Source organism: Dactylosporangium sp. NPDC048998 (genome assembly GCF_043197855.1).
GTDB lineage: Bacteria > Actinomycetota > Actinomycetes > Mycobacteriales > Micromonosporaceae > Dactylosporangium.
This window is the reverse complement of record NZ_JBICTV010000015.1, coordinates 161,007-173,873: the sequence shown is the minus strand read 5'-3', so window position 1 is coordinate 173,873 and position 12,867 is coordinate 161,007. Positions and strand designations below refer to the sequence as shown.

General features: G+C 71.5%; 11 protein-coding genes and 1 pseudogene. 8 read left to right on the top strand and 4 right to left on the bottom strand.

The window, feature by feature from the left end; genetic code table 11:
- Positions 1-2: 2 nt before the first annotated feature.
- Both ACGFI8_RS29725 and ACGFI8_RS29720 read right to left on the bottom strand, forming a co-directional pair.
- Positions 3-581 carry an ImmA/IrrE family metallo-endopeptidase gene (locus tag ACGFI8_RS29725; RefSeq protein WP_392809906.1) on the bottom strand — a complete coding sequence of 193 codons (579 nt, stop codon included), beginning with the start codon at positions 579-581 and terminating at the stop codon, positions 3-5.
- A complete protein-coding gene (locus ACGFI8_RS29720; protein WP_392809904.1) occupies positions 578-1,003 on the bottom strand; it encodes a helix-turn-helix domain-containing protein in 426 nt (141 codons plus the stop codon). The genes ACGFI8_RS29725 and ACGFI8_RS29720 overlap by 4 nt, the downstream gene beginning before the upstream one ends.
- Before the next feature lie 1,367 nt (positions 1,004-2,370).
- On the opposite strand from ACGFI8_RS29720, the gene ACGFI8_RS29715 reads away from it, so the two are divergent.
- The gene (locus tag ACGFI8_RS29715; RefSeq protein ID WP_392809903.1) at positions 2,371-2,661 is read left to right on the top strand and encodes a helix-turn-helix domain-containing protein; all 291 of its coding nucleotides are present in this window, start codon (positions 2,371-2,373) and stop codon (positions 2,659-2,661) included.
- Positions 2,662-2,676: 15 nt separating this feature from the next.
- Here the strand turns inward: ACGFI8_RS29715 and ACGFI8_RS29710 are convergent, their stop codons facing one another.
- Positions 2,677-3,372: a hypothetical protein gene (locus ACGFI8_RS29710; RefSeq protein ID WP_392809901.1), complete on the bottom strand. Its 696-nt coding sequence runs from the start codon at positions 3,370-3,372 to the stop codon at positions 2,677-2,679.
- A gap of 493 nt (positions 3,373-3,865) precedes the next feature.
- On the opposite strand from ACGFI8_RS29710, the gene ACGFI8_RS29705 reads away from it, so the two are divergent.
- The 3 genes from ACGFI8_RS29705 to ACGFI8_RS29695 all read left to right on the top strand — a co-directional run bounded on the left by ACGFI8_RS29705 (position 3,866) and on the right by ACGFI8_RS29695 (position 7,464).
- A complete protein-coding gene (locus tag ACGFI8_RS29705; RefSeq protein ID WP_392809899.1) occupies positions 3,866-5,668 on the top strand; it encodes a protease pro-enzyme activation domain-containing protein in 1,803 nt (600 codons plus the stop codon).
- Positions 5,665-6,573, top strand: a complete 909-nt coding sequence (locus ACGFI8_RS29700) for a L,D-transpeptidase (RefSeq protein WP_392809897.1) — start codon at positions 5,665-5,667, stop codon at positions 6,571-6,573. Before ACGFI8_RS29705 ends, ACGFI8_RS29700 begins: the two co-directional genes overlap by 4 nt.
- Positions 6,574-6,660: 87 nt before the next feature.
- Positions 6,661-7,464, top strand: coding sequence for a hypothetical protein (locus ACGFI8_RS29695; RefSeq protein ID WP_392809896.1), 804 nt, complete (start codon positions 6,661-6,663; stop codon positions 7,462-7,464).
- 229 nt (positions 7,465-7,693) lie between these two features.
- Here ACGFI8_RS29695 and ACGFI8_RS29690 read toward each other — a convergent pair whose 3' ends face one another.
- Positions 7,694-8,026, bottom strand: a complete 333-nt coding sequence (locus ACGFI8_RS29690) for an STAS domain-containing protein (protein ID WP_392809894.1) — start codon at positions 8,024-8,026, stop codon at positions 7,694-7,696.
- Between the two features lie 879 nt (positions 8,027-8,905).
- Here ACGFI8_RS29690 and ACGFI8_RS29685 point away from each other — a divergent pair.
- From ACGFI8_RS29685 to ACGFI8_RS29670, 4 genes and pseudogenes are all read left to right on the top strand, one after another.
- Positions 8,906-9,958, top strand: coding sequence for a MinD/ParA family protein (locus ACGFI8_RS29685; RefSeq protein ID WP_392809892.1), 1,053 nt, complete (start codon positions 8,906-8,908; stop codon positions 9,956-9,958).
- Positions 9,958-10,329, top strand: coding sequence for a hypothetical protein (locus ACGFI8_RS29680; protein ID WP_392809891.1), 372 nt, complete (start codon positions 9,958-9,960; stop codon positions 10,327-10,329). The genes ACGFI8_RS29685 and ACGFI8_RS29680 overlap by 1 nt, the downstream gene beginning before the upstream one ends.
- Before the next feature lie 9 nt (positions 10,330-10,338).
- Positions 10,339-11,076, top strand: a complete 738-nt coding sequence (locus tag ACGFI8_RS29675) for a hypothetical protein (protein ID WP_392809889.1) — start codon at positions 10,339-10,341, stop codon at positions 11,074-11,076.
- Positions 11,073-12,867: pseudogene (locus ACGFI8_RS29670) on the top strand (hypothetical protein); the annotation flags it as partial. The gene ACGFI8_RS29675 and the pseudogene ACGFI8_RS29670, both read left to right, overlap by 4 nt.

Sequence of the window (12,867 nt, the reverse complement as noted above, 5' to 3'; positions counted from 1 at the left end):
GGTCAGCGCGGACGCTCAAGGGATCGTCGTAGCCGGTCGATGATGTCGGAGACTTCTGGGGGCACGAGTTCTTCGGAGCGCGGTACCGGACTGGCCATCCGTTTCGACAGGATGTCGGCGGTCACCTCCGCCTCCCGTTCGGCCGCTTCGTCGAACCAGGTCCTGGCCATGAGCTTCTCAACAGTGGTCGCATCGAGGTGCGGCATCAGCAGGGCGGTTGCATCGTCGGTGAGAACCTGAGTCGAGGCGTGTTCGAGCAGAACATGTGCGATTTCGTGCAGGAGAATGTGTTGCTGATGGGCGGCCGACGTGTCGCTCTCCACGACGATGTAGTCGGCCGCCGCGGTGGAGACCCACAGTCCGCAAGGGCCGCCCGCGGGCAGCGGCATGGGCAGTACCTGCAACGGACGGCTGCGACGGGCCTGTAACGACTCGCGGAGCCGCTCGATCGTGAGGGGCCGGGGGAGCGCCATCGCGTCAACTTTGCGCTCCAGTTCGCGTCGCAGGCGTTGCAGGGTCACGGTGGCGCCGTCCTCCGATTGCGGCTGCGGCCGTTGCCAATGCTCGATGATGAGGGTCATCGGTCGCCGCGCTCGGGTCTGCCCGGTTCTGGCCGCTGCTCGAGCTCCAGGATCGTGTTGACGATCTGCAGGACGGAGCGCAGGCCATGGTCGGACAGGCCCCGAGTCCGCACGACCAGCCGGCGCGCCTGGTCGCTCTCGCGAATCCGGGCTAGGGCGGATGCGAGCTCGACCTCGGCGACGACATCCTCGGCTACGGCGTCCTTGGTGAAGTACGCGACATCGACGCCGAAGAACTTCGCCAGCGCAGTCAAAGTGCCGATCTTGGGGTTGGTTTCGGTGCCGTTGCGGATGTTGCCAATGACGGTATGCGAGATCGAGGTCGGCCCGTGTTCGCTGATGGCGCGGGCGACCTCCCGGTGGCTGTACTCCTCGCCACCGTTGCGGATTGTGCAGAACAGGTAGTCCAGGCGGCTGGCCAAGCTCCGGCCGGGATGCGGCTCGTCGCTGTCATGCCTGACGTGATCCCGCCCAGTCGGCATATCAGCGCCCCCCATCGCCGCTCGGCAAGCTAGCTTTACATGTCGAGTGCTAGTGGTTCAAGTGGTTGACACATTGATCGATGTGCAGCATAGTGCTGACGTGGTTGCCATGAATAGCAACTGTGGCAACTTAAATTTCCATCAGGCGGCTGGGTGCTCTAGGTGGTTCCCGCTGCGGCCTGTACACGGGGGCAACGGGGGAGGGCAGCCGGATGGGGTGGGAATCACGCACGAGATCGTCCGGCTGTCGCCACGCTTTGTCCATCCATTGACTGCTCTGTCGCGTGGTGCGAGCCGACTCGGGGTGCCAGGGCGTGCTGCCATTCGGACCAACCTTAAAGGCTGTGCGCTGCGGCCAGTGTGGGCATGCGCGGGTGTGGGCGCTGTGCGACTGCGCCCTCCGTCGATGCGGCGGGAGTCGGCGCGCGGCTGTGACGTATGCTGTGTCGCCGGTCGATATCCTGACGCACACCTGCACGTCGACCGACGACCACTTCATGCCCGGGTTTTCGGGCCATCTGAAACACCCATCCCGCGCATGGCTCAGGCCGACCGCGCCAGGCGGCAGCAGCGTCCGGCCCGGAGCTGCGCCGAGCACCGCGTGCGCCGGGAGACTGCGGCGGCACACCGGACGCCGGTATGGCCGCGCGCTGCCGAAGCGGCGCGAGCTGCCGTGCGGATTTCCTGTGCCCGCGTTCCCGGCCGGAACTTGTATGGCGCCAAATAGGTTCGAAAACGAACATTTCGAACTTCGTCGAAATCTGCGCAGTTCGCACCTCGCCGCCATGGTGCCGGAAGGGGTGGGCCACGAGCGGTCGGCGGTCGCGCAATAGCGCAGGTGGCGCCGTGTCTGGCCCGCCGTGAAGGCAACGGAACGGTAACGACAACAGTGGATGGGCAGGTCGGGGCGAGCCGGGCATCGATGAGACGGAACACAGCATTTCGTCAAACTTCGATCTTGACAGCCTCCGATGGCCGTGATTACCTGCCCAAAGTCTCGACCGTCCTCGATCGATCACTGTCCGATGCGCAGCGTTGGTGCGCAGCCCGCGGCGCTCGCAGCGTGGCGAACCGCTGAAGGTGTCGGGCCGCGTTTCGCGCTCCGGGTCGTTCGTCTGAGCCGCGACTGGGGGTTCGGGCGCCACTGACTGGTGCCGGCGGGCTGGTATCGGCACCACGGGGGAGGAGTAAAAGGTGGCTATACACGCACAATCTGCCCGCGGGGGCGGCAGAGCGCCACGCATACCAGCGGGCCGGCTATGCCGTCCCGTGCCAGCACGCAACGGCACCATACGCCGGGAGGCCGCATGAAGGCCGAACGGCGTGAGAGAGCCCGGCGCATCGGGCGGCTGATCGCTGCGGCCCGCAAGCGGAAAGGCTGGTCGCAGGACCAGTTGAACCTCCGCCTACGCCAGTTGTGCGTGCAGTTCGGGGTCGATCCCACCACGTACGACAACGTCAAGGGCAAGATCAGCCGCTGGGAGAACGGCAAGCGTATCCCCGACCAGCACAGCCGGCGGCTGCTCGCGCTCGCCCTCGACGTCCGGCCGGAGACGCTGGGCCTACCCCTTGACCCGCTGGACGACTGGCCGACCTGATCCGTCGTGGCGGGCTCACGCCCGCGGCGCTGCGACCAGCAGGCCGAGGGACTCCAAAAGCAGCGCCGCGTAGGCGTGCAGCCCGTCCGGCACATCCTCACTGAGCTCAATGCCGCCGTCCGGCCGGGCGGTGGCAGCGGACCGGCCGTCGTAGCAGGCGGTCACACCGGACGCGCGAGCGTTGCTCGCCGCGACCGTAACCCGCCGGCGTAGCTGCTGCAGCCGCTCGGTCAGGCCATCACCCGCGGTGCCTGGTGGCAGCTGCACGACCGGCAGCGCGCTGTCGGGATCGGTCAGCAGCGCGGATGTCGCGACCAGCGTCACCGGCTCGACATCCTGCAGCTTGCCAGCGGCAGCGGCGGCCAGCACTGTCGTGGCGTACTCGGCGTAGGTTGCCGCGAGCACGGCGTAGGTCGACAGCAGCTGTTCGGCCGTATCCAGCGCGGCGTCTGCCTGTTCGGTGGCGGCAAACCGGCGGAACATGACGGCCGGATCGTCTTCCCGGATCGCGTCGAGCGCCTGGCCGGCCCGCTCCTCGGTCAGCAGCGCCTGCCGATACGCCAGTGACGCCGTGTTGCACGCCAGGCCCAGGTCGAACAGCTGGGCGGCCACCGTGGACGGCAGTGCGTCGGCCAGCTCATCCTCGATCACGCTGTGCGTCTGGCTCATCCACGGGCCCCCTCCCGAGTCATGCCGCTCGCGGTGCGGCATCCGATCTCGACGGCACGCGCAGAGAGATCGGCCGTTCACTATCTAGCTCCCGGTAGGCATCACGTCAATGCCCACCGCGGTTCATTCATCCGATCTACCCGGCGGCAAAACTGGCTAACCCTGGCCAACTACCGCAGCGGGGCGGCAGCGACGATCCTCGGTGCGTGACCAGCACGCTGCTGCGCCGGTACGGCATCGACTCGCCGCGGTGGCCGTCTGCATCGAAGACGCGCCCAGCCGGTGAGCGGTTGCATCCTGCGGGCCGGACCCATGCGCCCTCGTGGTGTGTGGGCAGCGCTGGTCGCAAGTACCGCGGTTGCGGTGGTGCCCCTTACCAGGCGGCGCCGACGACCTGATCAACACCGTAGCAGCCGCCGATACGCGGTCGCTATCGCCCTTCGTCCGTCTCCACCTGCCCGGCTCGGCGTCGCGTCGTCGTGCCGGTCTTCAGCGTGCCGCCGGCCCCGCCCGGCGGCCGGGAGGGAATCCCTGCATGCGACGTACACCCCTCGCCGCCGCGGCCGCGGCGGCCGTGTTCGCTGTCGCCTCACCGGCGGGCGCCACGCCGTCGTTCCCCGGCAGCAGCGCCGGCGTGCCGGACAGCGCGCCGGTCACCCTGACTCTCACGCTGGCCGCGGACCCGCAGACGGTCTCTGCGGCCGCGACTGAGGTATCCACGCCGGGCAGTGCCAGCTTCGGCAGGCATCTGACCCGCAGCCAGGTCCGGGACCGGTACGGCGCCAGTGCCGGCCAGGTCGACCGCGTCACCCGCTGGGCCACCAAGGCCGGATTCCGGGTCGTCGGCCTGGACGACACCCGGTCCCGGCTGACCATCACCGGCACCGTACGGCAGGCCCGCGTGGCGTTCGGCACCCAGCTGCGCGCCACCACCCGCGACGGCGTCCGGGTCCGTGCCGCAGCCTCCACCGCGCGGATCCCGACCCCAGTCCGCGCCGACGTGCGCGCCGTGTCCGGGCTGAGCCAGCAGGTGGCCCGTCCGCTCATCGCCCGCCCGGCCGCCGTGCCGAACGCCGACGGGCAGTACTGCTCGGCGTACTGGGCCCAGTACAACAAGGCGTCCGTGCCGCAGAAGTACCCCAGCGGACGACAGTCCAATGTGCTGTGCGGCTACAACGGCAGCCAGTTGCGCGCGATGTACGGCCTGGGGGCGAACGACCGAGGCCAGGGCCAGACGATCGTCATCGTCGGCGCGTACATCAACCCGACCGCGCTGGCCGACGCCAACACGACGTTCGCGAAGAACGGCGTTCCCGCCCTGCCGGCAAACCGGTTCGTGGTGAAGCAGTACAACCTGCCCGGCGGCGCGTCCGGCTGCGACCGCGACTCGTGGTATGCCGAGCAGGCCCTGGATGTGCAGACCGTGCACACCCTGGCGCCGGACGCGCGGATCGTTTATGCCGCCGCACCCGACTGCACCCAGCTGGAGGAGACCGTCGCGGCGGTCATCGCCGACACCTCGATCGACTCCACCGTGATCTCCGCGTCGTGGGGCATCGTCGGCGAGCCGAACGACCCGGCATACCTGAGCGCGACCAACACGATCCTGGCCCGCGCCGCGCTGCTCGGCATCGGCTTCTACGCCGGCTCCGGCGACTACGGCGACCACTCCAGCCTGGATGGGGCCAACGGCCCGACCGCCATGTTCCCGGCGTCCTCGCCGTGGGCGACCGCGGTCGGCGGAACCTCCACCGGTCTCAACGCCAGCAACCAGGTCGTCGTGCAGACCGGCTGGGAGTCCGCCGCCAACGTCCTGTCCGGCGGCACCTGGAAGCGGCTCAACCCCGCCCTCGCCGGCGGTGCCGGCGGCGGCCCGTCGCACTTCTTCGACAAGCCCGCCTGGCAGGCGAACCTGCCCGGCAGCAAGCGGACCCTCCCGGACGTCAGCGCCTTGGCCGATCCGTACACCGGCTTCTACGTCGGGTACACGGTCGGCGGGCAGTACCGTGCCGGGCCGATCGGCGGGACCAGCCTGGCCACGCCGATCATCGCCTCGCTGACCGCGGTCGCGCAGGCCCGCACCGGCGGCACCACGGTCGTGGGCCTGGCCACGCCGGTGCTGTATGCGAAGGCGGCCGCCGGGCGGCCGATCGTCACCGACGTCAAGCACGTCGACGCCGGGATCTGGACCCCGGCCACCGCGGCTGGGCAGCCGTCCGGCGACTACCTGCTCGACCTCGACGCCGGCGTGCAGAGCCTCAAGACCGGCCCCGGCTACGACCCCGTCACGGGCCTCGGCGTCCCCGGCCCCAGCTACCTGACCGACCTCGTCTCATGACCGAGCCCGCCACGCCGGCCCCGACCGGCGGCACCCGGCCCCCGGCCTGGCTCGGCCTGGCGGGCGCAGCTCTGGTCGCGGCGGTCATGCTGGCCGCCGCGACCTGCCGGGCCAACCCCGGCCGCATCGACGCCCCCGTCCCCGGCCCGTCAGCGGGCGGCCCCGCCGGGCAGACCGGCACCGCAGCGTCGTGGTCGGCGCTGCCGCCGTCGCAGTACCCGGCGGTCCCGGTCATCCCGGCCGCAGTCCTGCACGGGCTGCCCGAGGTGACCACCGATACCACCATCCCCGGGGCGCCCCTCGATGCCGACGTCCACGGGATCACCGACGGGACGGTCGTGCACAACCGCACCGTCATGCCGGTGTTCGACCGCCCGGGCGGCCGGGCGATCGCCCAGCTGCCTGCCTTCCAGGCGGGCAGCCCGACCTGGCTGCCGGTCATCGACCGGCAACCCGGCTGGTTCCGTGTCCTGCTGCCCAGCCGGCCGAACCACGCCACCGGCTGGCTCGACGCCACCCAACTCGAGGTGGCCCGCACGACCTACCAGATCCGGGTTGCCGTGCACCGCACCCAGTTGCAGCTCTACCGCGACGGCGCACTCATCGGCCAGTGGATCGTCGCGGTCGGCGCCTCGGTCACCCCGACCCCGACCGGGCGGACGTTCGTGCTCGCCTCGGTCGTCGACGACAGCCAGCAGATGTCACCGCTGATCCTGCCGCTCGGCATCCACAGCCCCACCCTGGCCACCTACCACGGCGGCCCGGCGACCACCGCGATCCACTCCTGGCCGACCAGCGACGTCTACGGCAAGCACGTCAGCAACGGCTGCGTCCGGGTGCCCCTCGACGCCCTGCACGCCCTGGCCGTAGTGCCGCTGGGCACCCTCGTCCAGCTCGACCCCTGACCCGGCCCGGGGACGCAACCTGACCCCGGCCGAACACATAAATCTGGCTCTTTTTCGCATCTGTCGTGCAATCGAAGGGATTCGAACGTGAAGCGTGTGCGCCTCGCAGCGGTTGTGCTCGTCGGTCTCAGTGCTGGCGGCGCTGGTCTGCTGCTCTACAGCTCCACGGCTGGCGCCGCGGAAACCCACCGCGACGCCGCCTACGGCATCAGCGCCTCCGGCGCCGCCCCGATCGGCGCCTCCCCGGCCGTGTCCTCGACCGACGGCACCACCAGGACCGCCAGCGGCGGCGCCCGCTCCTCCGACGGCACCATCACCCTCAGCTCGGCCACCGTCCGCGCCGGCGGCGGCAAAGCCTCAGCCGAAATCTCCGGCTTCTCCGCGTTCGGCCTGGTCAGTGCCTCCCGGGCGACCGCCACGTGCACGAACGGGCAGGTGTCCTCCAGCGTCACCGGCACACCGGCTGGCTCGGTCGGCCGCAACGCCAAGGTCGCCTACGGGGTGAAGTCCACCAACAGCGATGGCACCACCACCACCATCGTCGCGATGCGCGTCACGATCACCGCCGGTGCGGGCACCGAGGCCGCCACCATCAACGTCGCGGTCGCCACCTGCGGCGCGGGTAGCGGCGACCCGACCGGCAGCCCGACGGCCAAGCCCACGAGCGCGAAGCCATCCACCTCACCGAGTTCCAGCGCGTCACCGACCGCGAGCGCATCGCCGACGACGAGCACCTCACCGACCGGCCGGCCCACCAGCACGCCGCCGAGCGGATCGCCCACCGGCTCGCCGACCAGCAACCCGACCGCGGCGCCGCCGGGCGGAGGCGGCAGCACCCCGACGGCCGCGGTCCCGTCGCCCGGCAAGACGAAGGCACCGGTCACCGGCTGAGCAGGCCAGCGACGCGACACGCAGTCCGGGCGTCATCCGCAGGTGGGTGACGCCCGGCACCGGTCTCGGTGAGCGTACGACGCACCGAAACTCGAGCCATCGCAACGACCGCAGGCGTGGACAGGCGTGGACATTGGCCGCGAACGCGCCGCTCGCCTCAGCGGACCAGGGGCCTGCGCCGACAAACTGTCAAGCCCCCGGCCCCGCCGTCCGTCCGGCCGCGGCCGTGCTACGCCGCCGGGCCGCGGGCATCCTGGAGCCCGAACGCCGCTTCCAGACGCAGGATCTCGATTATCCGGCGGACCGGCCGTTGCGCTGCGCGGATACGGACGGTCCCGGCGAGCTCATCCCGGGTTCTGAACAGGACGCTCAGTGCGGTGCTGGAGCAGTGGCTCACGCCGGTCAGGTCGAGTTCCAGTACCGGCGGGCGGCCAAGTTCCCGCAGCGTCTCGTACAGCAGCGGTGCCGTGGCGGTGTCGAGTTCACCGGCGATCGTCACAACGACCGTGCCGGGGACATGGCGGGAGACGGCGGTTGTGATGTGCAGCGGTTCGACGTCCATGTGGCATCACCCGTCGTCACGGTATGACCCGTCAGTAACGCTGCGCAGCGGACGAACGGCCTGACCCGGCCACCCGTGCGATACGGTCCGGTCACCGGTCCGGCTGCCCGCCCGCCGTGGAGCAGCGCCGTCCGGACCGCCAGGCATCACCGAACGGCGACCCATCCCTTGCTGCACCATGGGCCGAATCGACAGGATCGAGTCGAGCGCCGCCCCTGGGTTTGCGGGCGTATGCCGGTCGTCGGCGCCAGAAGAACCCGGAGTGGACGCGCCGGCTCGTGCCGCGCAGCGGCCGGCAGCCGCTGCGTACCGTGCGGTCGCGATCAGCACCGACACGCGCATCCTCGATCGCGCTGCATGGGCGCGGGTGCGTCGGCGATCTTGTGCGTGGTGCGTATCCGTCATGATGTCGTTCGGCTCGGCAGCATGGACACTGCGGTTGCTGCGGTCTCGACCAGTGTTCCCGATCCAGCCCGCCGACGCCCGCCGGCCGGTCCGGCTGCCGGGCTGCTCGACGAACCCCGCTGATCGCTGCGCTCCATGCCGACCGCGGGTGGCCTCAGGTTTGCGATGCGCCCGGAACGATTCGACCCAGTGATCCACTGTGGACGCGCCAGGTTTCTGGCTAACCCTGGCCAACTGTTGCAGCCGCGGTCGGCTTGGCAGGCTCGAAACCAAGGGAAACGCCGGCTCTGGCCGCCTGGTGGTTCGTTCATCCACCGCAGGCCGGACTTGCGAAGCGCCCCCGGCCGGAAGGTCCGGCCCGGGCGCTGCCCCGGCCGGTTGTCTGCGCGAGCGAACCCCGTGCGCCAGCGCAGACGGCCGCGCCGGATCACACGTTCCCTCTTCGTCTGTCCATTGTGGAAGAGGTGTCACGCTGTGCCGTCACGTACACCGCCCGACGCCACATCGACCCGCCGCCGTCAGGTCGCGGGCCCCGCCGTGCTGACCGGCCGGCGCGCCCGGCCCGCCGCGGTGCCGGTGCCGCCGTCCTACGACCACGTCCGCGAGCCGCGGCCGGTGCCGCGGGAGCTCAGCGACGGCAGCGCGTTGCGCCGGGCGTGGCTGCGAGCCGCGTCGTTGCGGCCGGGCTGCCCACCGATCGTGGTCTCCTCCGCTGACGGCGGGGTCGGCCGTTCGACGATCGTTGCCGCGCTCGGCGCGGTGCTGGCGGCGGCGACGCCGGATCCGCCGGCGGCGGTCGACGCGACCGCCCGGGGCTGGGGCGGCCTGGAGCATCGGGTGCTGCGCCGTAACGATGCCACGATCTGGGACCTGTTCGCAGCGCTGCTGCACACCGGCGGTCTCGACCGGGCCGCGCTGGACGCGGCGATGCAGCACGGCACGTCCGGCCTGCACACCGCGGTCGGTGAGGTGCAGCGGACCGCGACCCGCCGCCCGACGCTGCTGAGCGAGAGCCTGCGGGTCGTCGAGGCGCTGCGCGGGGTGTACCCGCTGGTGCTCATCGACGCCCCGGTCGCTGACGTCGCCGGCGTCTGGGGGCTGTTGCACCCGCCGGCGTGCCCGGTGCTGGTGGCCCGGGCCGGCGTCGACAGTGTGCAGCACACGATGCGGCTGCTGGCGCAGCTGCGCGGTGTGGGGATGCAGGACGCGGCGGCGCGGGCGGTGGTGGTCGTGGCGGCGACGGTGCCGCGACCGGCGCGGGAGGTCCGCGCTGCGGTCCGCCAGCTCGCCGGCGCGGTGTCGGCCGTGGTCAGCGTGCCGTTTGACGAGCACCTGGCCCGCCCCGAGCCAGTCGACCTCGGCCGGATGCGCAAGCCGACCCGACACGCCCTGGTCGAACTGGCCGACGCCGTCCTTGCCGCCTGCCCGGCCGACCCGGACGTGGCCGCGGACCTGCTCACCGGCACCGGCCGAGCCGCGCTGGCGCCCGACGTCCACGAGCAAACCCCTGACGGGAGGGACCGCTGATGCTCACCCATGCCGGAGCCTGGCTGGCTGCGAAGGCCACTGTCGTGCAGGCGGGGCTGCTGGCCCCCACTCCCGAGCCCACCGGCGACGCGGGACTGCCGGGCGGGTTTGACTGGAGCCGGATCGGCCCGGACCCCAAGCAGGTCCCCAGGTCGGACCTGTTCTACTCGCTGATTAACGGCGCCCTGTTCCTCGGGGTCGTCGCCGCGTTCGCCGGGCTGATCGGCGGCGCGATCACCTTCGGCATCGGCCCGGTGTTCGGCGCCCACATCCTGTCCGACCGCGGCAAGACCATGATGTGGCGGGCCAGTCTGGTCGCCATCATCATCGGCTCGCCCGTCGCGATCATCGCGTTCTTCCTGCAGCAGTAGGCGGGCGCGATGAGCGACTACAGGCCCGTTTTCGACGACCACGCCGGCGCGCCCCGGCCGCTGCGCTGGCTTCTGGCGGTGGTGCTGCTGCTCGGCACGGGCGCGGCGATCGACCGGTGGCTGCTGCCGCACCGCTCGTCCGCGGTCGATGCTGCGGCGACCGCGTCAGCCGAGCCCGCCACGACCCCGGACGGGGGCCTCGGGCAGTTCCCGGCCACGGCCCGCGGCGCGGGTGATGCGGCGGCCCAGCTGGAGGCGCTCCTCACCGACGCGGCGGACCGGCCAGCCGGCGACGCCCGGCCTCGGATCGCGGCGTTGCTGGCACCGGACGCGACCGGCCTGGCCGACCAGCTCACCGGCGCCGCCGTAGCCGGCAGCCCACCAGGCAGTGCAGCCGCGATTCGGCAGACCGTGATCGCCCGCGTCTGGACCGAGCACGCCGCCGACCCGGCAGTGCTCACGGTCGGCGCCAAGGTTGCGGTACAGACCTACGGCCTGGCGCTGCTCGGCACCGGCACCGACGGAAAGAACACGACAGCCGATGCCGGGCTGACCGGTGGGTGGGCGGTGCACGAGCTGACCGTCGAGCTCACCGACGGCGGGTGGCGGCTGGCGGGTCTGCAGCCGCCGGTCCCGGCGCCGGCACCGGACGTGCGCGGCGCGGCCCCCGATGGCAGCGCCCGCGACCCGCAGCTGCTGACCCGGGTCCTCGGCCCGGACAGCTGGGCCCCGGGCACCACGGCATGAGCACCCGCGCCTACCCATCACGCGCCCGGCACCGCCTGGGCGTGCGCCTGCTGACCGTCTTCGTCACCGTCCTGGCAGCGCTCGCCGTCGGGGCGGGACGCGCCGCAGCCGACCCCACCCCTACCCCGACCGCGCCGCCCGGGCCGCAGCCGACCGGGTCGCCGACCGCTCCCGCTGTGCCGGCCCCGTCGGCGTCGGACGACCCGAGGTGCGGCGGGACCGTACCCGGGACCGTGCAGCGCTGGTGTTTCCCGTGGGTCCGCTACAGCACCAGCCCGCCGCAGGGCGCCCCGTCGCACTGGATCACCGCCTGCGAGCAGGCCCTGACCACGGACCAGCAGTTGCAGTGCCAGACGGTGGCGCTGACGCTCGATGACCGGCCCCGCGACGGCACCCCGACCGTGCTGTCCGATGTCGCCTCCGGCGTGGCGAGCGCACCGGAGTTGGTGCGGTGCAATCTGTTCGGCGAACGCGCCACCGCCGATCCGGCCAACGGCACGCGCTGGACGTACAAGCAGTACCAGTGCGAGGTCGCCGCCCGCACGCTGTCGTTCGAGCTGCGCGATCCCGGCGCCCCCAGCGTGCCGCCGAGCACCGGACCTGGCGACAAGGACAGCGACTGCGGCCTGACCGATGTGTCCTGCCGGGTCGCGGACATCCTCGACAACGCCGTATCCAACGGCATCCAGGGCCTGGTCGACATGAGCGTCAAGACCATGGCGTGGCTGCTGGGCGAGGTCGCGAAGCTGGTGTTCGCGGCGACCTCGCTCCCACCGCCGAACGAGGCGTTCTACTTCACCTACAACTCCACCGCCAGCATCGTGCTGCTGCTCGTCCTGCTGTTCTTCATCATCTCGACGATCATCAACGGGCTGCGGGTCAACGGTCCCGGGCCGCTGGCGACGCTCGGCGGGCTGATCCGGGCACTGTTCGGCATCCTGTTCGCCGGTGGCCTGGCCTGGGTCATCGTCGCGGCCTGGGACGAGGCGACGAACTCGCTCATCACCGCCAACCAGGACCAGTCGTGGGACGCGTCGCTGTGGGTCAAGGCTCTGTCCACCATGTCGCTCGGGGGCGGCACCGCCCTGATCGCGCTGGTCATTGCCTGGCTGTCGATCATCGGCCTGCTGCTGCTGGCGATCACCCAGCTGTTCCGCAGCGAGCTCGCCGAGGGAGCTGCGCTGCTGGGCGCGTTCGCGATGTCCGGCCAGGTGGCGCCGGAGACGAAACACTGGGCCCGCCGCTGGTTCTGGACCCTCAACGCGCTGGGCATGTCCCGGTTCGTCACCGCCGAGCTGTGGATCTACGGCACCCGCGCCACGTACGGGTCGAACAACCTGCTCATCGCGGTCAAAGGGCTGGTGATCATCTGGATGATGGTGATGACGCCGTGGGTGCTGCTGCGGCTGCTGAGCATCGTCGACGGCTACCTGTCCGACATCAACGCCCGCGGCGTGCTCGCCGCAGTCGGCTCGCAGGCCGCGCAGGCCAGCGACAACGGCCCCGGCTCCCCGTCATCGGGCAGCAGCCCGGGGCAGCAGGCAGCGCAGGTCATGAACAGCAACCTCGCCGACCTGCTGCCGTCCACATCCGGTTCCCCCGCCGCGACCAGCGGCCGGCAGCAGCGCGCCGGCGCCGACCAGGCGCAGCAACAACTCGGGCTGACCGACGGCCCGACCAAGCAGGCCGCGGACGCTGTCGGCACCTCCCCGGACGGGACCGCCCCGGGCGACCCGGCCGGCGGCGGCGGTCCGGCCACCGGCACCGGCGACGCCGGGAGCGGCGGCGCGA